Source organism: Paenibacillus sp. FSL M7-1455, from assembly GCF_038004655.1.
GTDB classification, from domain to species: Bacteria; Bacillota; Bacilli; order Paenibacillales; family Paenibacillaceae; genus Paenibacillus_AQ; species Paenibacillus_AQ cookii.
Map to the genome: position 1 here is coordinate 289,051 of NZ_JBBORO010000001.1, position 19,358 is coordinate 308,408.

At 54.3% G+C, this 19,358-nt stretch carries 15 protein-coding genes; 5 read left to right on the forward strand and 10 right to left on the reverse strand.

Going from position 1 to position 19,358, the window contains the following annotated elements:
• The first annotated feature begins 179 nt into the window (after window positions 1-179).
• Window positions 180-1,364 carry a DUF4272 domain-containing protein gene (locus NYE48_RS01335; RefSeq protein WP_340996402.1) on the forward strand — a complete coding sequence of 395 codons (1,185 nt, stop codon included), beginning with the start codon at window positions 180-182 and terminating at the stop codon, window positions 1,362-1,364.
• A gap of 114 nt (window positions 1,365-1,478) precedes the next feature.
• Here NYE48_RS01335 and NYE48_RS01340 read toward each other — a convergent pair whose 3' ends face one another.
• Genes NYE48_RS01340 through NYE48_RS01350 form a run of 3 tightly spaced genes read right to left on the reverse strand, consistent with a single transcriptional unit; the run spans window position 1,479 to window position 4,920 of the window.
• Complete coding sequence (locus NYE48_RS01340) at window positions 1,479-3,008, reverse strand: extracellular solute-binding protein (protein ID WP_340996404.1); 1,530 nt, start codon at window positions 3,006-3,008, stop codon at window positions 1,479-1,481.
• 36 nt (window positions 3,009-3,044) lie between these two features.
• On the reverse strand, window positions 3,045-3,935 hold the full coding sequence (locus NYE48_RS01345) for a carbohydrate ABC transporter permease (RefSeq protein WP_373316222.1): 891 nt from the start codon (window positions 3,933-3,935) through the stop codon (window positions 3,045-3,047).
• A gap of 34 nt (window positions 3,936-3,969) precedes the next feature.
• Window positions 3,970-4,920, reverse strand: a complete 951-nt coding sequence (locus NYE48_RS01350) for an ABC transporter permease (RefSeq protein ID WP_212949376.1) — start codon at window positions 4,918-4,920, stop codon at window positions 3,970-3,972.
• Window positions 4,921-5,567: 647 nt separating this feature from the next.
• Here NYE48_RS01350 and NYE48_RS01355 point away from each other — a divergent pair.
• From NYE48_RS01355 to NYE48_RS01370, 4 genes are all read left to right on the forward strand, one after another.
• Window positions 5,568-7,907 carry an AraC family transcriptional regulator gene (locus NYE48_RS01355; RefSeq protein ID WP_340996406.1) on the forward strand — a complete coding sequence of 780 codons (2,340 nt, stop codon included), beginning with the start codon at window positions 5,568-5,570 and terminating at the stop codon, window positions 7,905-7,907.
• 212 nt (window positions 7,908-8,119) lie between these two features.
• Window positions 8,120-8,392 (forward strand): type II toxin-antitoxin system Phd/YefM family antitoxin, encoded by a 273-nt coding sequence (locus tag NYE48_RS01360; RefSeq protein WP_036713353.1) that lies wholly within the window; start codon window positions 8,120-8,122, stop codon window positions 8,390-8,392.
• On the forward strand, window positions 8,376-8,705 hold the full coding sequence (locus NYE48_RS01365; RefSeq protein ID WP_340996408.1) for a type II toxin-antitoxin system RelE/ParE family toxin: 330 nt from the start codon (window positions 8,376-8,378) through the stop codon (window positions 8,703-8,705). The genes NYE48_RS01360 and NYE48_RS01365 overlap by 17 nt, the downstream gene beginning before the upstream one ends.
• Window positions 8,706-9,138: 433 nt before the next feature.
• Window positions 9,139-10,200: a LacI family DNA-binding transcriptional regulator gene (locus tag NYE48_RS01370; protein ID WP_246536826.1), complete on the forward strand. Its 1,062-nt coding sequence runs from the start codon at window positions 9,139-9,141 to the stop codon at window positions 10,198-10,200.
• Between the two features lie 268 nt (window positions 10,201-10,468).
• Here the strand turns inward: NYE48_RS01370 and NYE48_RS01375 are convergent, their stop codons facing one another.
• The 7 genes from NYE48_RS01375 to NYE48_RS01405 all read right to left on the reverse strand — a co-directional run bounded on the left by NYE48_RS01375 (window position 10,469) and on the right by NYE48_RS01405 (window position 19,255).
• Window positions 10,469-11,656: a glycoside hydrolase family 130 protein gene (locus NYE48_RS01375; protein ID WP_281422501.1), complete on the reverse strand. Its 1,188-nt coding sequence runs from the start codon at window positions 11,654-11,656 to the stop codon at window positions 10,469-10,471.
• Complete coding sequence (locus NYE48_RS01380) at window positions 11,653-12,888, reverse strand: AGE family epimerase/isomerase (protein WP_341000584.1); 1,236 nt, start codon at window positions 12,886-12,888, stop codon at window positions 11,653-11,655. Before NYE48_RS01380 ends, NYE48_RS01375 begins: the two co-directional genes overlap by 4 nt.
• 4 nt (window positions 12,889-12,892) lie before the next feature.
• Complete coding sequence (locus NYE48_RS01385; protein ID WP_052147209.1) at window positions 12,893-13,837, reverse strand: glycoside hydrolase family 113; 945 nt, start codon at window positions 13,835-13,837, stop codon at window positions 12,893-12,895.
• A 305-nt stretch (window positions 13,838-14,142) separates the two neighbouring features.
• Window positions 14,143-15,660, reverse strand: coding sequence for a response regulator (locus tag NYE48_RS01390; RefSeq protein ID WP_340996413.1), 1,518 nt, complete (start codon window positions 15,658-15,660; stop codon window positions 14,143-14,145).
• Between the two features lie 36 nt (window positions 15,661-15,696).
• The gene (locus NYE48_RS01395; protein WP_340996414.1) at window positions 15,697-17,502 is read right to left on the reverse strand and encodes a cache domain-containing sensor histidine kinase; all 1,806 of its coding nucleotides are present in this window, start codon (window positions 17,500-17,502) and stop codon (window positions 15,697-15,699) included.
• 26 nt (window positions 17,503-17,528) lie between these two features.
• Window positions 17,529-18,362, reverse strand: coding sequence for a carbohydrate ABC transporter permease (locus NYE48_RS01400; protein WP_052147203.1), 834 nt, complete (start codon window positions 18,360-18,362; stop codon window positions 17,529-17,531).
• Window positions 18,362-19,255, reverse strand: a complete 894-nt coding sequence (locus tag NYE48_RS01405) for a carbohydrate ABC transporter permease (protein ID WP_212949387.1) — start codon at window positions 19,253-19,255, stop codon at window positions 18,362-18,364. Before NYE48_RS01405 ends, NYE48_RS01400 begins: the two co-directional genes overlap by 1 nt.
• Window positions 19,256-19,358: the final 103 nt, after the last annotated feature.

Sequence of the window (19,358 nt, forward strand, 5' to 3'; positions counted from 1 at the left end):
AGGGGGCTCGACTGGGAAACGTTTTGGGGCTTATGCCGGTGTAGATCACGGGCTGCTTGCACACGCGGAACTCGAACGGATCGTGCAATCGGCGGCCGGCAACAAGTTTGGGACCTATTTTATGGCGTTAACGGTTAAAGGGATGAATGAACCGTCGCTGACAGGAAGGGGAATGTTTTTTGCCTTATTTTACGATATTCGCATCCCGAAACGATATCGAGGATATCGGCGGGCTGGTTCATGAGGTTTTTGCGGACGGCTTTAAAGTAACGGGCGGGGCTCCGGGGGAAAAGGAGATGACGGTTCAGCCGAAGGGCTGGTTCAAAAACAACAAAATCACGATTCGCGTGGCCTCGGAGGATACCGATCCGGATTATTTCGCGAACAATATGCCGGGAATGATGGGATTTTACGACCGCATCCCGTTCCAGGACGAGGATTTGAAACGCCGCGTGCTGATCCAAATCTCCGTGATTAACACGATGCTGGCGATCGAAACGGAAAAAGAATACGGCCAAGACGACCTGGACCGCTTCGTCAGGCTTGCCGCCAAGGTGGACGGCATCGGGTTTATCCCCGATGGGACGCTGCTCGACCGGGATGGGCGGGTCATCGTGTATCCCGACGGCAGCTCCGATGCCGCCGATTTCAGTCCGCGGGCATGCACGAGAAAAATCCGGGGCGAGGACCGTACGACGCCGGAGGGCGCTGAGCGGAAGCAAAGAAGTCTGGCGTATCTCACGGAAAAGCAAGTCCCGTTCGTGGAGCATTTGCCTGAATTGCCTCCGCTTAGCGAGCTGAAGGTCAGATCCAGGGAGGAGATCGCCCGCCGGGCCGCGGCGCTGCTGATCGTCATCCAATACGCGTGCGACGTCGCCCAAGAGGGGGACTTGGCCGAGTCGAAGGCTTTCGTGAACCGCCTGCTGGAGCAATTCGGGGTCAAGGATGCATTAACCGAAGCCGAAAAGGATTTGCTGGAGGAGGCGGAGCCCGGGTATCAGGACGCCGTCAATCTGGTCTGGCAGTACGAGGCTTATTGGGCGCTGCTCTGGGCGCTTGGGGTGGTGGATTCGCTTGATTTTCCGGATCATGCTTGCGACTCCCATGCCGCGATTGAGGCGGTATCGAGCTGCGGCGGTTTCGACGAGTTTTTGGAGCGGACGGCGCTTCGGCGCGCGGAAGACATATTGGACGAAGCGGACAAAATCTATCGCTTGCATTGGGCCTGCGTCAATGACCGGATTCATGGCAGGGAGCCTGCGGCCGGCCTGAACGAAAGCGTCGTGATGGAGCGGCGCCGGGCGTTGTTTTGGATGATCGGCTTCCGGGACGAGGCATGGGACGATATCAGCATGGATACATAATGGAAGCCCGGAACGCAAAAGGGATGTCCTCAAGGTGCGAACCTTGGAGACATCCCTTTGTTTTGTTGTGCACAGTCCCGGGGGTCCGGCGGGATAACCCAGCGCTTTCCCGCCTTACTGGCTGCTCATCTTTTTATGATACGCTTCCGTCATTTCATCCGCCACCTGCTTCAAGGTCGGGTCGTTGCGCAGCTGCTCGATGAATTTGTCGTAGTTTTCGATGGTGTCTTTGCCGATGATGACCTTGGTGCGCATGTCGCTCACTTTTTTCGAAATTTCCGGATAGTATTTGTTGTAAGCCTCGGAGTACAGCTCGCTGCCGGGGTTCGGCGTTTTGATTTTTTTGCGTTCATTCACGATTTCGACGTTCCGGTTGTACACATCGTCCGGCATGCCGACCGCGCCGATGGACATATCGTCGCTGATCAGGTGGATCAGGTTGTTCATGTTGCCGTCGCCCAGATGGTCTTTTTCGCTTTGCGGCGTCGGAATTTTCCGGCCGTTCTGCACCGTGTAATGCACGCCTTCGATGCCGTAGGTCGCCAGCTCGTTGCCTTCTTTGCCGTAAGCATAGTCGAAAAACCCGAGAATTTTTTTCACTTTCGCTTCAGGCACCTTTTTCGGAATCAGGTACACCCCATAATACGGCGTGCCGGACGGCGTATATTTGTCCCCGCCGGCGTTTTCCAGGTATGTGATCGGCATATAGTCGGCCGTCGGCACGACTTCGCGGATTTTGGAGCCCGTCACCCACGCATGGTTCATCGATTGGGAAGTGCCCCCTGCATTGCCGCCGCGGATCAGGTCCACCGTCTGGGAATATTTCATGATGGCAAAATCTTTCGGGAACAGACCCGCATCAAAGGCCTTTTTCAGCCACAGCACGGCATCGCGGGAGGCGTCCTCGGTGATGACGGGAACGAGTTTGTCGTCTTTCAGCTTCCATTGCCCTTGCGTTCCGTTGAACACGCCGTACACGAAGCCCATCGTGTCCGGGTTCGCCGCATACGGCACTTCGTCCGCCTGTCCGTTGCCGTTCGGATCCTTTTCCTTGAATGCCTTCAGCACCTCGAACAACTGGTCCATGTTCGTCGGCGTTTGCAGCCCGAGCTTATCCATCCAGTCCTTGCGAAGAATCGGGAAGGCACCCCCGCCATAGCTCGGGTAGTAGCGCGGAATGACGTAGTTTTTGCCGTCCACCTTGGATGCGGTCCACATCTCGGCTAGGTTGGAAGCGCTCAGATTCGGATAATCCTTGATGTAAGGCGTCAAATCCCAGAAGACCCCTTGCTTGATCATTTTCTGCAGCTGCGGGTTGATCAGCGACTCTACGAACGTCACCTCGGGCAGGTCGCCGGAGGCGAGCATGACGTTGATTTTTTCCTCCGACGTGGACGGGGACAGCCAGGTGATGTCGAGCTTGGTGCTGGTGCGCTTCTCGAATTCCTTCCAGATCGGGTTGGTATTGTCGATAAATTCGGTGGCGTAATTCAGCGTCTGCATCTGGATCGGCGTCGGCCCGTCCCCCTCTTTCGATGCCCCTTTGGAGCCGCCGCATGCCGTCAGCAGCACGCTCGCGCCGAGCGCGACCAGCATGGATTTGAGCAGCATCTTTTTCTGTACCTTTGTTCCGGATGGACTCATTTCATAACCTCCTTTGATTTGGCAAACCTGTATGCCTCATTCCTTCACGGAGCCGACCATGGCGCCTGTCGCAAAATGCTTCTGAAGGAACGGATACACGAGCATGATGGGAATGGTGGCGATGACGACCGCGGCCATTTTGAGCGTTTCCGTCGGCAGCTGCCGGTTCATTTGCAGGGACACGTTTTGTTCGCCGCCGCCCATGGTGGTCGGATCGACGAGCATGTTTTGCAGCAGCACCTGCAGCGGCCATTTCGACTGCTGGTTGATGAACATGATGCCGTTAAAATACGTGTTCCAATAGCCGACCGCAAAAAACAGGCCGAAGGCGACGATGGCGGGCAGCGACAGCGGGATGATGATCCGCCAGAAGACGCTGATTTCGGTGCAGCCGTCGATGCGTGCGGCTTCGTCCAGGCTGTCCGGGATGCCGTCGAAAAAACCTTTCATGAGCAGCACGTACCAGCCGCTGGTAAGCGAAGGCAAAATCAGGGACCAGACGCTGTCGATCAGGCCCAGATTCCGCACGATCAAGTAGACCGGGACAAGCCCGGGCGTGAATAAAAAGGTCAGCAGGATCATGAACATCATCGTTTTGCGGAAGCGCAGGCGCCGGCAGGAGATGGCGTAAGCGAGCCCTCCCGTCACAAGCAGGCTGAGAGCGGTGCCGACCGTGGCCAGAAACACGCTGACCATCAACGAATTGACGAACAAGCCGTTGCCAAGCAAATATTTATAGGCATCCAGCGACCATTGATGCGGCCACAGGATCAAGTCCCGGGTGTAATACTCCGTCGAATCGGTAAACGAAAGCACGATGGTGTAATAGATCGGGAAAACCATGGCCAGGCTGAACAAAATCAGGAGTCCGCCGTTAGCGCAGGCAAACAGCCGGTCTTTCCAGGATGAATTGACTTCCATGATCATCGGCTATACTCTCCTTTCGGTGGGGGCTATTGCGTTAATACAGGCTTTCCTGGCCGAAACGTTTGGCGGCCCTGTTCGCGCCGACGACCAAGATGACGCCCACGATCGATTTGAAGAGGCCGATGGCGGTGCTGTAGCTGAATTCCCCTTGCCGGATGCCGACGCGGTATACGTACGTATCGAATACTTCGGCGACCTCTGTGACGGCGGCGTTCATCATCAGGTAGACCTGCTCGAAGCCCGTGTCCATGATCGTTCCGAGCCGTAAAATAAGCAGAATCATGATGACGTTCCGCATCGCGGGCAGCGTAATATGCCACATCCGCCGGAAACGCCCGGCTCCGTCGATGACGGCCGCTTCATATTGTTGCGGATCGACGCCGGCAATGGCGGCGAGGAAAATGATCGTGCCCCAGCCGACCTCTTTCCAGATGGACTGCGCCGTCAGCATGCCCCAAAACAGCTTCGGATTCGATAAAATATCGACCGTATCTTTGTCCAGCGCCGTCAGCAGCTTGTTGAACAGCCCTTCGGACTGGGAGAACATCAGATAGGTCAGGCCGTAAATCAGCACCCACGACAGAAAGTGCGGGATATAGATGAGCGACTGCACGGTCCGTTTCATCAGCTGATGGCGAACCTCGTTCAGCATCAGGGCGAGGATGATCGGCGCCGGGAAAAAGAAGACCAGATTCATCAAGCTGATCCCGAGCGTGTTGCGCAGCAGCATCCAGAAGTCCGGGTTCGAGAAAAACCGGGTAAAATGCTCGAATCCGACCCATGGACTTCCGGCGATCCCCAGGTAAGGGGAGTAGTCCTGAAAACCGATGACCAGGTTGGTGATCGGAATATATTTGAAAATAACGAAAAACAAAATGCCCGGCAGAGCCAGCACGTACAAATACCGGTCCCGTTTCAGGTCGGGCCATAACGGCCGCTTGGGTTCCCGCAGCTTGGCTTCGGGCTTGGATGATCGCTTCCGCATCTGCTTACCTCGCTTTCTTTTGTCTGTGGAAATTTGGTCCGATCGGGCTTGGAAATCGCGCATGCCATAAGCACAATGTAGAGGCTCGCGGCATTTCCGGCAATTTGATTTTATTTTCGGCGGTACACGGCATATCTTTTTTGCCCTGAAAATTTGGCGTTTGAGCCACTGCTTTGAGCCTGCAAACGTGGCGCCGCCAATAACCTTGTGCTAGGTGGCCGCTGCGGTTACGGATCGTTCTTCCGATCGCTGTTGTCTCCAAATTTCTTTTATTTTGTTTTCCAAAAAGGAAGAAATTCGGAGCCAAAGGCGAACGCTTCGCTTCTTCAGATCGATTCCGTCCCCTCCGCTGCTGTTGCTTGTAGTCCAATACTAATTATCATCTTGGGTCAGTTTGGAGTAGCCATTCCTCACGATGGCCGAAAAGGGAAAATCCGCTTTGTTTTGGCGGGGCTATTCCTGATGCTTATTTCATGGCATTGCACTTTTTTTACTCAAAGGGATTTGCGGCCGTTTCCCAATAAAATGGCATGATTTTTCGCGTTGTAAGCCTTTTCATGTGAGCCTCGTTTCGTTATGATGGATGATACAACACGCCGTTCGCGAGTTATGGCTTATTTCGAACAGTACCGTCAGGAGTGAGGGATTTGGGGAAGGAATGGACAAGGAAATTGGCTTCAAAAGGAATCATGTATTGGAAAACCATTGCGCTGGCCATCATGCTCACCTGCGTTCCCATTTCGATCGTAAGTTTTATCAACTGGCATGTCGGCAACCAGTACCTGATCCGGCAGCACCAACAGAACAACGAGCAGCTGCTGAAGGATACGGCGCGGCAAATCGATGAGCAATTTTCCCAGCTTGTCCAATATGCCGTACACATGATGTCGAACCCTATACTGAAACCGTCCCTGGCCGACACGAACTTCGTGGACCAGTTCGAAAAAACGCAGGAGCTCAGCGATACGCTTTATTTTATCGAAAACGGCGATCCGCTGGTTGACCAAGCTTATCTGTATGTGGCCAAGCAGAACAAGATCATGCAGCCTATGCTTGGTTTGCGCCCTTTGGATGATCCGGCGGATGCGGCCGCCTGGAAAAGGATCATGTCGTCCGACCAAAGCATTTTTTGGACGAATGCGCTGCCCCGCCCGTACAATAAAGGGAAACCGACGCATGCCATCGTCATGAAGCTGCCCTTCAACAGCCAGCAATCCTACGGGGCGCTTGTGTTGTACGTCAACCCGGCCAAAGTGCACCTGAACGCCAATTCCGAGCAGGTCGCTTTTGTCCTCGACGGGGAGGATACGCTGGTCGGGCAATCCGACGCAAGCAAACAGTATCCGGAGGTCATGCCGCGCATTCTGGAGAAGTTGCGCACCGTCAAACGTACCTACGACACGCAGATGCATTTTCAGCTCCCGGTAAAAAACGACAAGCTGCTTGTGAGCGTGTTATCCTTTGAAAAAATGGGCGGCATTTGGACCTTCGTCTCGGGTACGCCGTCGTCGGCCGTTACGGCGCCTACGGGACCGTACCGGCATGTCGTGGTCGTGTATTGGATCGGCTCCCTGTTCGTGGCGCTGGCCCTCAGCTGGTTCGCCTCCAACCGGATCTACAGGCCCATCCGCAAAATCGTCGATTTGTTCAAGGAAGGCAAGCCGGAGCCGGCTTTGGCGAACGACGAGCTGAAATACATCGAGGAAAAATGGAAGCAGTACCGGTCCGTCAACGAGACGCTGCAGAGCAACCTGAACCAGTCCATTCCGAAGGTGCGGGAAGCGCTCATCAACCAGTTTGTGACGGGCCAGGCGGCCCATCTGACGGAAGCCGAAATCATCGAAAAGCTGCAGGCGCTGCAGCTGGATCTGACGGAACATCGCTTTTTTATCGTGGTATGCCGCCTTCATTCCCTGACGCTGGGACGCGGCCAGCTAACGGGGAAGGACGTGCAGCTGCTGACTTACGCCGCCATCAACCTGCTGCATGAAATGTCCGAGCGGACCGGCTCGTACGTGCATACCCTGGATTTTATGGACGGCTCGTTTGCGGTCATTTCATGCGTGCCGGCCGCCGGGCCGGGGAATGATCTGAAGCCGACGCTGATGCAGCTCGGCAGCGACATGCTGGATACCCTTCGGGACGTGCTGAGCATGCCGGCCACGATCGTCGTGAACGGGCCTGCGGCGGCCTGGCGCGACGTGCCCTATTTGCTGGAACAGGCCAGAAGGGCGCTGAGCTACCGCACCTTTACGTCCGACAGCCAGCTGCTTGAAGCCGGGGCGGTGCTGGAGAAAGCCAACGTGGAGGTCGAATTTCCTTTCGAGCTGGAGCAGGAGTTTACGCATACGCTGAACCTGGGACTGGAAAAAGAGGCGGAGGATATTTTGATCCGGTTCGTCGAAGCGCTGCAGAAGGACGGGGCGCCGGAATGGGTCGTGCATCAAGGCCTGATGCGGCTGAAAAACAGCCTGTTCCGTTCGATGCTGCAATCGAACCATAACCCTTACGCCATCTGTGACGGGATCAAACTGCAGGAGGAGCTGGAGGCGCTCCGGGACGCCAATGCGTGCATCCAGTGGTTCCGGGAAAACATGATCCGGCCCTACATCGAGGTGTTGAACCGGAGTTATCATCCGTTCATGAAGGGCATCGTGGACCAAATCATCGCGACGATCCATGAAAATTACATGGCCGAGCTTTCGCTGGAAACGTTCGCCATGGAGGCGGGGGTCAGCGTGTCCCAGCTCAGCAAGGCATTCCGGCAAATGACGGGATCGAACTACATCGACTATTTGACTTCCCTCAAAATGAACCACTGCAAAAAGCTGCTCGTTTCGACCGACATGAAAATCAGCGATATCGCCCGGGCGGTCGGCTACCAGCCGCCTTACTTCAACCGGATGTTCAAGAAGCTGGAGGGAATGACGCCGGGACAATACCGGGACCAGTTCAATCCTGCGATGCAGGAAAAGAAGGAAGCGTGAAAAATGGACGGCCCCGCGGTTTTTCATGGGCGGACGGTTGACGGGGAGAAAAAACTGAAGCTGAGGGATGCCTCAGGGATGAATGGAGGGAACCGGCCATCTGGCCGGTACTTTTTGATTTAGAGGCGTTTTTTCCCTTTTGGTGGTTATGATGTTGATTTTAATGATATAATAATGTCAGAATAATGTCATTTGGAGAAGGGAAGTGCAAAATGAACATTAAACCCTCAACCACAATCCGGCAGGATTATAATGGTTTCTCAAAATATTGTCATGAACTCGATGAACCGGTTATTTTAACACGAAATGGCGAAGCTGATCTTGTTGTTATGAGCCATGAGGCTTATCGCCGGATGGAAGCACGGATTAAATTACAATCAAAGCTTTTGATTGCTGAGAAACAGGTAACCGAAGGGGAAGCATTACTCGATCACGACCAGGTTATTTCAAGAATCCGGAGGAAGATCGATGCAGCAAAGGAATAGGGTGCAATATGCTCCGGCTGCGGTTGATGATATGGATGAAATTTTTTCATTCATATCTCAGGACAATGTTTCAGCTGCAGAAAATTTGTTGCAAAAACTAGACGATCAAATTTTAAATCTTGCGGAGTTCCCTTATATGGGGTCCATCTTGTCGGAAGATGATTTTCCCTTACTGCAACGAGGTTACCGGTTCATTGTCGTGCACCCTTATTTAGTGTTTTATCGGGTAATTGAAGATACGGTGATTATTCATCGGCTTTTACATGGGCGACGGGATTATCTTCGTGAGTTATTTGGTCCTTCATTAAAATAAAGCAACCCAAAGAAGCCATGGGCAGGATATGCGCCCATTCGGCTTCTTTTTATGTTGGTTCGGTTCTTGAATTCGGAAGACTGGGATTTTGGTTTTAATTATAGAAAAAGAGAGCGCTGCATTAACTTGAAAAAAGTGGAGGTAAATATGGCGGGAGAACAGAGAAAGGAACGAAGCGATAAGAAAAAAGCGATTGCTCCATACATAAGTGTTACCCGGCATTTTATCCGTTTATAGACAACGTATATCGTTATATCAAGTTCGGCCAACCCGATGCGGATTTGCCTCTGATCGAAGATGGGCACCGGAATCAAACCGCGCTGGATCGAATCTTAGGTTCGTAACCCGATCCGGTTTATCCCTTTGCGTTCCTTTGTTATAATAAAATAAATAAAAAATGCAAACAGTCGTTGCTAGCGGGGGGAGTTATACGTTGAAAAGGGTTACGATGCAGCAGATTGCCGACCATCTGGGCGTTTCGAAGTTTGTCGTCTCCAAGGCGCTTTCGGGAAAAGGCGGCGTCAATGAACATACGAAATCGCGGGTCATTCAAGCCGCTTCCCAGCTCGGATATTTTGCCCAGAAAAATGCCTACATGAAAAATAAAGAAGGGGAACCCAACGTCATTTCGGCATCCGGCAAGCAGTCTGTCATCGTTTTGATGCCTAACATTCGCTTTCAGACCAAGGATTCCCTATATTGGGGAAAAATTATGGAGGGCATTTCGCGGGAGTTGGAACGGAAGGGCCTCGGCATGGTTATCGTCACGGAGTCCCGGGTCGACTCGTTCGTCCATGTGCTGAATCCAAGCGGGATTTTCGGCATGATCGGGGTCGGCAAAATCGATTCCGAGCTGCTGCTGGAGACGCACCGCCTTGGCATTCCCATGGTCCTCGTCGATCATGAAGACGACCTGATTCCGACGGATACGGTTTTCGTCAACAATACGGACGCGATCGCCCGGCTTTGCAACCATTTGATCGGCCTTGGCCATACGCGTTTGCAATTTGTCGGGGACGTTCGCTTTTCCCGCAGCTTTCAGGACCGATGGATCGGATATCGCAAAGTGCTCGAACAGAACGACCTGGAGGCGCCCAAACCCATTGATCCGATGCTGACGCTGGATGGGGTGGACAGCGGCGAGTTCGCCGGGGAATTCGAGAAATGGCTGACCAAAATGAAAGAAAAGGGGCAGCTGCCGACGGCATTGGTTTGCGCCAACGATTCGATCGCGTTCGGGGTGATATCCGCATTGCGGAAACACGGCATCCGGGTACCGGAGGATATTTCCGTCACCGGCTTTGACAACATCGATGCCGCCGACCGGTCCCAGCCTGCACTGACGACCGTGCATGTGCCGAAGGAGGCCATGGGCGAACGGGCGGTCAAAAAGCTGCTTGAAAGGATCCGGTATCCGGAACTTCCCGTCGAGAAAATCCTGGTATCCGCGGACATCGTGCACCGGGACTCCACGTCGGAGCCTAAGGAGCCGTAAAAAGGCGCGGCGGCAAAAAACGCATCGGGGAAACGGCCGCGCCCGGCCTCGGATCGCTGCGGCTCCGCCGGCCGTCCCGAAAAAGCACCGTCATCAAAAAGGGGATCCATCAGCCGATAAACGGCAGAGGATCCCCTTTTTGATATTTCAGGATTTTGCAAACCCCGATTCCGGCCGCTCCCTGGTCCCATATATAGGTGAACGAAACCGTTCCGCTCTATAAATTGCTGATTGAAAGCGGCTCTCCGGATTTTTGCCGAATCTTTATTTAAATGCGGGCCTTGAGCAATTCCAGATTACGGTCGATCAGTTGGATGCGTTGTTCCACGCATGCATAGGAGCGCAAGGCGTCCTCCGGCGTGCGCAGCACGTAATCCAGCAGCTGGTCTACCGTGGTGGTGGCCACATGTACCCGGGTATCGGAGGAAGCGTAATAAATGTATACGTTTCCGTCGTCGGTGGCGATCACTCCGTTGCAGAAGACGACATTGGAAACGTCGCCCACCCGTTCTTCGCCTTCCGGCGCGATGAAATGCCCGCCAGGGCGGTGCGTCACCTGGTAAGGACGGTCCAAATCGGAAAGGAAAGCGTATAGAACGTATCTGAGGCCGGCAGCCGTATTGCGGACCCCGTGCGCGATATGGAGCCAGCCGCGGTCGGTTTTGATCGGCGCGGGTCCCTGCCCGTTTTTGACTTCCTTGATGGTGTGGTATTGGCGTTCGTCGATGACGATCTCCTGGTCGATGACGGCATGTTCGATGGAATCGGATAATCCCCAGCCGATCCCTCCGCCGGAACCGGCATCGATGAACCCGTCCTGCGGCCGGGTGTAGAAGGCATATTTCCCGTCGACGAATTCGGGATGCAGCACGACGTTCCGCTGCTGCGGCGATCCCGTCTTCAGATCGTCCAGGCGCTCCCATGTGACGAGGTCTTTCGTGCGGGCGATTCCGCACTGGGCGATCGCGCTCGACAAATCGCCCCGGGGAGCGTCCGGATCTTTCCTCTCGGTGCAGAACAAGCCGTAAATCCAGCCGTCTTCGTGCTGCACCAGCCGCATGTCATAAACGTTCGTATCCGGAACGTCGGTTTCGGGCATGACGATCGGATGATCCCAGAAGCGGAAGCCGTCGATCCCGTTATCGCTTTCGGCGACCGCGAAAAAAGACTTGCGGTCCACGCCTTCGACGCGGGCGACCAAATAAAATTTGCCGTTCAAATGAATGGCTCCGGGATTAAAAACGCCGTTCACGCCAAGCCGTTCCGAAAAATAAGGATTCGTTTCGGGATTAAAATCGTATCTCCAGATCAGGGGCGCATGGTTTGCCGTGAGCACCGGGTAGCGGTAGCGGTCGTAAACGCCGTTGCCCGGCGGCATTTTTTCGTTTTTCCGGTTGATTAACGTTTCATAGTTTTCGGTCAACTGCCGTTTTCTTTGCTCGAACAAGCTCATCATATCCCCTCCGATAATCGTGAATCGGCTTCCCGGCCGTTCGTTTCTTTTTGAAGGCGGGACAGCATTTCAAGGCAGGCCCTGCCGTTATGGTACGGGCATTTCCATGCGCTGATTTTCGGGCCGCCAGGCAGCGGCACGCCGTTCGGGTCGACGCCCCAATGCCATTCCCCGTGTTCGCGGTCAACGATGTATTGCTGAATGAATTTCCAGGAGTCCAAGGCTGCAGCCCTGAATTTGGGATCCCCCGTCAATTCATAGGCATTGTAGAAGCCGACCATGGCTTCGGCTTGCGGCCACCAATCTTTGTCGGCATCGGTCACTCCGTCAGGGTCGGCTTCGTTCCAGATCCCGCCGTCCCGGTCGACGCCGTTTGCGATGACGGCTTCCGCCATCCGGACGGCAACGGCTCTTACGCGTTCGAGCAGCGGCTGATCCTGAAGAACATCGGCGGCTTCCAGCAGCAGCCAGCTGCCTTCGATATCGTGGCCGTAGGAAATATGCGAGCCTTTTGCGTTCCATTCCTCGTCAAAAAACAGCCGGAAATGCCCCGTGGCAGGGTCAACGATCTTTTCAATCGTCACCTCGATTAACCGCGCCAGGCTTGAAGCCAGCGTCGGCGATTTCCATGCCCGGTACAGGTTCGTATAAGCCTCCAGGACGTGGAGATGGGTGTTCATCGATTTTTTCTCATTCAGGTCCTTGTTGCTGAGGCTGAAGCTGCTCGTATGGGTCCAGTCTCGTCCCAAAGCTTCGATGTAACCTTGATGGATCGGGTCGTGGCTGTGCCGCTCAATCAGCTCATACAGCTCGATGGAGGCATCCAAAGCCTCCTGGTGTCCATCGGCGAGATAGAATTCGGATAATGCGTAAATCGCAAAGGATTGCCCGTAGATCTGCTTCTTATCCTGGGACGGATGGCCGTCGGCATCCACCATCCAATACAACCCTCCGAAGCTCCGATCCAAAAAATGCTCGATCAAGTAATGATAAGCTCTGCTTGCGATCTTCAGGTATTGCTCGTCTTTGTAGCGGCGGTAAGCGGCCGAAAACGTCCATAAGATGCGGGCGTTCAGCACCAGCCCTTTGTCGGCCCGTTCATTCACGCGGAGCTGCCGGTCGATTTCGCCGTAAAAGCCGCCGCGCGCGCCGTCCACGCTTTTGTCCATCCAAAACCGCAAAATATTGTTTTTCAGCTCGTTCTCAAGCTCCTGCATCCACGGCAAGGCGTCCATCATGTCAGCATCCTCCTTGGGCATGCGCCCCGTCTTTCAGACGAAGGGCGTAATGTTCCCTAATGACGGCTTCGGCCTCTTTGCCATATACGCAATATCCGTCATCCGCGGACGCTTCATCCCGGCGGTACAGCTCGGCCGGCCAATCCCACAACATAAATCCTTGCACCCAATCCCGCCCGCTGCACTTGCCGAACATGGTGCGGTAAAAATCGGCCTGCTCGGTTTCGTTCACCGCGCCTTGAAACGTCCAGTCGTTGGGAATCGAAGCCGAACCGGTTCTGCTCGGGCATCCGGCCTCCATAAAAATGAACGGCTTGTTGAACTTCCGGACGACGGCTTCAATCCGGTCCAATTGGTTGTCCCAATCCTGAATCGGATAATATCCGCTAGAGCTGATCACGTCGAGGTCGTCCCACCAAACAACGTTATCCTCCTGATATTTATCGCAATTATACGTGAGGATTCCGCTGTAAACGTCCCTGACTTTAGATATCAGCTCGCGCCATTCCCGTTCCCGGCGGTCCGTTTGCACCATTTCGCAGCCGATGCACAGCATCTCGCACCCGGTTTCCTCGGCGATCTTCGCAAAATGAAGGATATAGCGGTCATAGGAAGCAAACCAATCGCTCCACTTTGGTTCGCAGGGCACGTCCTTGTCGAAAAAGTTGATGTGGGCCCGCCACGTCCCGTCGGCGCAGTTGACGATCGGCTTCAGGCACACCTTGAGCCCCAACGATTTGGCTTTGGCAACGGCCCATTTGACCTCGTCATCCGTCACGGTCGGCTCTTCCCAGTAAGGGATCTCCGTGGAGAAGGGAGTCGCTTGGTAAGCCGAAAAGGCAATGGCGGTCCAATTGACGCCGGTCGTTTCGGACATCGCTTCCATGGAAGCGGAGGCTTTTTCGGTAGCCCACGTTCCCCTGACTCCCATGAATCCCCATGTCATGCCCGCGATAAATGGTTCTGTTAGTTTCAATTCGTTCACCTCGTGTCGTTTAAATAACAGGCTTATTCGTTAGAACCAAACAACTTGTTATGATTTGTTATCATAAATAATAACAAAATAAATACCATATGCTAAATATATACCGGAACCTCGGACGATATCAATACCTAAAAAGCAAATGAGTGCTAACGGAGGCATAAAAAATGGAAGCGGTTATGATGAAAAACAAAAAGCCGCTTGGGTAAGCGGCATTCGTGTCAATCTTTATCGTCGATCGATGTTTGGCGATGAAACGGGACAGGCGATCACAATCTTTTTTTATATTCGTTCGGCGTTACGCCGACCATTTTTTTAAACAATTTATTGAAATAGGCGGGGTCCGGATAACCCACTTCGGCGCCGATTTGGTGTACTTTCATGCCCGGTTCGGTCCGAAGGAGGCGTTTGGCGTTTTTCATCCTGACCTCGGCAATGTACTCCGTTACCGTGAGACCCGTTTCGTGTTTGAAGAGCTTGCTCAAATAACTTGGGGTCAGGAAGACGAGATTGGCCAGCGTATTCAGCTCGACATGCCCGCTGTAGTTTTCGGCGATCCAGCGTTTGACCGTCTCGACGGCCTTGCTGCCCATTTCCTTGCGGGCTTCCTGCACTTCCGCCAACGCGCCCATGAAAAAGGACAAAAACAGCTGCTTCATTTCCGCAAAGGACAGGGAGGCAAGCAGCTGCTCCTTCCACCCGGCATGGGCCGGCGACTCGAAAACGTCCTTCAGCTCCCGGATTTCCGCAGCCGCCGTTTCTTCAATCTGGCAGCACGTCTCCAGGATGGCTTTGGGAGAGGCCGATGCCGACCTGAGATGCTCGAACCGCCGCTGAATCCACTCCTGCAGGGATGCCGCGTGAAGGAGATGGAGCTGTTCGGTAAAAAACTCCCACTCCGCGGCGGTTATCTCCTGCACCTGCGGCGGCGTTTGGCGGCCGCGGGCGGCGCCACAGGGGACGTAATAGCGGGGGGCGTGCGCATAAATTCCCGTATCGCAGGCAAGCTTGGCCTCCAGGTAGGACGCCTTGAGCATTTTGACATCATTGTAGACATGGCTGGAGCCGGCATGGACCCGGCCGTCGGCCCCGCCATGGAACGCGTCGCCCGTCAGGAACCTGCCGATCCGGTTGACGTCTTCCGCTCCGGGAACTTCGGCGAAATAATAAATATAGGCTGTCAGCCGGCATCGAAGGGCGAACCGATCGAATAACCATTCGGGATCAAGCCCCTCCGAACCCCGGCAGCATTCCTGCGCTTGCTCCGGTTCCCCGAAGCCCGCTTTTTGGACGAACGCCACGAAATAAGGCCGGGGAAGCGCCAGCTCCTCCCAAACAAAGTCGGCCACGGCCTCGCTGTGAAGGCAGGTGTGGATCAGCCTTTGGCGGTGGACCGCCTCTTTTTCCCTGGCGGACTCGCGTTCGTCGTTTAACCGGTAAAGCAGCTCAAACAGCTGTTCCTTGTTGATCGGCTTGAGCAGGTAATCGACGGCGGATGCCCGGATGGCTTCCCTGGCATATTCGAATTCCGTAAATCCGCTCATGAGGATGGAACGGATATGGGGGTGGGTCGCCCTTAAGCTTTTGATCAGCTCAAGGCCGTCGATGACAGGCATCCGGATGTCCGTAATGACCACGTCGACTTCGAGTCCCGGAAGATGCCGAAGCACATCCTCCCCGTCCGGAAATTGGCCGACGACCTGGAAGCAAGGACTTTCCTTGCCGATGATCTTCGCCAGTCCTTCGCGAATCAGCATTTCATCGTCCACGATGATGATTTTAAGCAAGCGGCTTCGCCCTCCTTTCTTCTCGAAACGCCGGAGTCATTCCCCGTCATCGGGCAGTTTTTCCTTGATTTTGATCAAAACGCTCGTCCCGGCCCCCGGTTCGCTGTGAACCTGCAGGCCGCATCCGTGGCCGTAATGCAGACGGATCCGTTCGTTGACGTTGTGGATGCCGATGCCGAACGATTCGCCGGCATCCGTCTCTCTCAAGCTGGCGTTCAGCGCAAGCAATTTTTGCCCGTCCATTCCGACGCCGTCGTCTTGAACCCGGAAAATGACGTGCTCGCGTTCCTTCCAGGCGGCAATCGAAACCGTGCCCGTGCCCGGCTTGCGCTCCAGCCCGTGAAACACGGCGTTTTCGACGATGGGCTGGAAAATCAGCTTCAATACCGGAAGCCCGCGAAACGCCTCGGGGACATCGATCGTCAGCTTGAATTTTCCCGGGAACCGGATGGACAGAAGATCGAAATAATGTTGGACGTGCTCAAGCTCTTGGGCTATGGTCACCGTTTCTTCGCCACGGACGATGCTGTACCGCAGCTGGGTCCCGAGCAGGTAAGTCAGCTTGGCCACCTGCGGATCATCGTTGATTTCCGCCAGCATGCGGATCGACTCCAGGGTATTGTAGATGAAATGAGGATTGATCTGGCTTTGCAGCGCCCGCATGTCGGCCAATTGCTTCCGCTTTTCCGTGGCCTTGATTTCGTTCAGCAGTTCTTTGACCCGCAAAATCATCCGGTTAAAATGGCTTCCGAGCATGCCGATTTCGTCCTCGTACCGGGTGGTGATCCAAACGTTCAGGTTCCCGTGCTGCACCTGCCTCATATAACGCACCATCGACTTCAGCGGCTTGGTCAGCGCATGGGAGAAGAAGGTGGCGGCAATCAGCGCAATGCTGAGCAGCAGCAGCGTCGTAACGATCAGCGTGGTGCTGTTTTGCTTGACCTTATACAAAATTTTGGCGAGCGGAATCGAAACCGACGTGGTCCAGCCCGTCTGCTCCGACACCACATAAACGGTCAAATAGCTTTTTCCGTCGATTTCCGATTCGAAATAGCCGGTTTGCCGGCTTTGCCTCATCGACATCAGTTCCGACTGCCGCGCGCTGACGGTCCCGGGATCCCCGCTGGCATAGACCAGCTTGCCCTGTTCATCCAGGATTAAGGAGGAGCCTTGGGTGACCCGGTCCATCGGCTCCGCGATGTCCTGGAACAGCCCGATGTCGATGTCGAATACGATAATCCCGATATCCTGAAGGGTGCTCGCCGATTTCACCGTGCGCAGCACGCTGAAAACGGCCTTTTCCTTGTTGCCGTTCACCCGGATCGAATGCCTTCCCATCAGAATGGGGTGCGCCCCGGACTGCTGGTTAACGAGCCTTTTCCAGGTGCCCAGCTGATCTTTCGTGGACAGCTCCGTAATATCCGGCCTTTTGTCGAAAAAGATATGCTCGTAACGGTCGACCAGATAAACGGCGGCGATCTCTTTTTTGGTGTGGCTCAAATAGCTGAGGAACATCCCCATGGCAACGTTTTTCCCCCAGTCGGTCGTCTCCTGCTCCAAATAATATTGGACGTCGGAATTGTAAAGGGGAAGGGCGGTCGAACGCTTCAGGTCGGCAACGTACCTGTCGGTCGTGTTCGACGCGTTGACGGCCATTTGGATCGCATTGTTCGTGGCGTTTTGCAAAACCGAATCGAAGGTGGAGCGCGCCGAAAGATAGCTGACGTAGGTGATGGGCAGCGACAGCAGAAAAACGAAAATAAGAATCAGCTTTTTCTCCAGTGAAAGGTTGGCAAGAAACACCCATCCCTTGCGTATCATCCGGCCGATCCGACGAATCATGCGAGTTCTCCCCCTGATGCTTTGATTTATTTCACCGCTCCGCTGGTGACTCCTTCAAAGATATACCGCTGAAGGAAAATGTACAATATGACCGTCGGCAGCAAAATAAGCAAAATGGCGGCGCAGATCAAATTCCAGTCGGCCGTGTTGACACCCTGGAACCGCATGAGGACCGTCGTGACGACGCCCAGGCTTTGCTTCGGCATGTAGAGGTACGGAATGTACATGTCGTTATAGATGCTGATGGTCTTCAAGATGACCAGCGTGGCGGTTGCCGGCGTCAGGAGCGGAAAAATGATGGACCGGTAAATTTTGAACAAGGAGGCTCCTTCCACCATGGCGCTTTCGTCCAAGTCGTACGGGATGTTTCGGATGAACTGCAGATACAGGATGATTTGAATCACGTCCGCCCCGATGTACAGCACAATGGGCGCGGCCAGCGTGTTGTACAGTCCCATGCCTTTGATGATGCCGAAGGTGGCGACCTGGGTCGTAATGCTCGGAATGATGGTGGCGATCAGGTACGCGCCGAACACGACGGGCTTCAGCTTGAAGGAGAAGCGGCCGAGGGCGTAGGCGACCATGGTGCCGAACAAAATATTCAGGGCCAGGGAAACGACGATGATGACGAGGATGTTGCCGAAGCCGCTGAGCAGGCCGCCGCGTTCAAACACGATGTTGAAATTTTCGAAATTGAAAAAGCTGTGCGGCAGCGAAATGGAGCTGCTGGCGTTGAACTCGTCCTTCGATTTGAATGCGTTGACGATGACGACGTAGGGCGGAAAAAAAACGACAAAAACGCCGATCAGAAGCGTGATGTATTTAATCAGGTCCTGCACGCGAAAACGGGATGGTTTCATCACTTATTGCCTCCTCTGCTGAGAACGAACTGTTGTACGGCAAGCACGATCACCACAAACCCGAGCAGGACGACGCTCATGGCCGATGCAAGCCCGTAATTGTTGTAGGCGAAGGCCGTATCGACGACCCGCTGCACGTAGGTTTCGCTGGCGCCTGCCGGGCCGCCTTTGGTCAGCACGAACGGCAGATCGAACACTTCCAGCGCCCCCGTGACGGTGAGGAACAAATTCAGCTGGATCACGGGTTTCATGTTCGGGAGCGTGATTTTCCATAACGTCTGCCACGAATTAGCCCCGTCGATTTTCGCCGCCTCGTACAGATCCCGCGGGATCGCCTGCAGCGAAGCGATATAGATGACCATGTTATATCCCATAAAACGCCATAATCCCGTCGAAGCCAGCGAATAGTTGACCAGCCCATCGGTACCGAGCCAGCTCGTCTCCCCGAGAGAGGTCAATCCGAGGCTGTTCAGGAACAGGTTCAGCGAACCGTTGGTCGTGTCGAACACGTAACCGAACATAAAGGCAACCGCAACGCCGTTCATGATGTAAGGCAGGAACAGGAGGATCCGAAACAGGTTGCGGCCGCGAAGCTTGCTGTTCAAGACCACGGCAAAATAAATGGCGATGATGTTTTGAATGATCCCCATGACAAAATAAGCGAAGTTATGCTCAAAAACCTTGAAAATGTCCGGATTGGAAAACACCTCTTTATAATTGTCCAGTCCGACCCAAGGTTTTTCCGGGCTGTACCCGTCCCAATTGGTGAAGCTGTAATAAATGAGCTTGACTGCCGGATAATACGTGAACGTCGCCAGAAGGATCAACGGAATCAACAGGAAAGAGACGATCACGATCGTTTTTTGTTTGTTGTACGAAAGCGATGAAAACATCTTGCATACCTTCTTTCTGCCAAAAGCTTTTGCTGTCCGGCCGCGCCGAAAAGACGGGAAACAAAATGGATTATCGCCGTGACGGATAATCCATTTTGCTTCG

What these genes read in the sequence shown, in the direction of transcription:
- NYE48_RS01340 (WP_340996404.1), bottom strand. Translation starts at nt 3,008, where the DNA reads ATGAGTCCATCCGGAACAAAGGTACAGAAAAAGATGCTGCTCAAATCC.
- NYE48_RS01345 (WP_373316222.1), bottom strand. Translation starts at nt 3,935, where the DNA reads ATGATCATGGAAGTCAATTCATCCTGGAAAGACCGGCTGTTTGCCTGC.
- NYE48_RS01350 (WP_212949376.1), bottom strand. Translation starts at nt 4,920, where the DNA reads ATGCGGAAGCGATCATCCAAGCCCGAAGCCAAGCTGCGGGAACCCAAG.
- NYE48_RS01360 (WP_036713353.1), top strand. Translation starts at nt 8,120, where the DNA reads ATGAACATTAAACCCTCAACCACAATCCGGCAGGATTATAATGGTTTC.
- NYE48_RS01365 (WP_340996408.1), top strand. Translation starts at nt 8,376, where the DNA reads ATGCAGCAAAGGAATAGGGTGCAATATGCTCCGGCTGCGGTTGATGAT.
- NYE48_RS01375 (WP_281422501.1), bottom strand. Translation starts at nt 11,656, where the DNA reads ATGATGAGCTTGTTCGAGCAAAGAAAACGGCAGTTGACCGAAAACTAT.
- NYE48_RS01380 (WP_341000584.1), bottom strand. Translation starts at nt 12,888, where the DNA reads ATGGACGCCTTGCCGTGGATGCAGGAGCTTGAGAACGAGCTGAAAAAC.
- NYE48_RS01385 (WP_052147209.1), bottom strand. Translation starts at nt 13,837, where the DNA reads ATGACATGGGGATTCATGGGAGTCAGGGGAACGTGGGCTACCGAAAAA.
- NYE48_RS01395 (WP_340996414.1), bottom strand. Translation starts at nt 17,502, where the DNA reads ATGATTCGTCGGATCGGCCGGATGATACGCAAGGGATGGGTGTTTCTT.
- NYE48_RS01400 (WP_052147203.1), bottom strand. Translation starts at nt 18,362, where the DNA reads ATGAAACCATCCCGTTTTCGCGTGCAGGACCTGATTAAATACATCACG.
- NYE48_RS01405 (WP_212949387.1), bottom strand. Translation starts at nt 19,255, where the DNA reads ATGTTTTCATCGCTTTCGTACAACAAACAAAAAACGATCGTGATCGTC.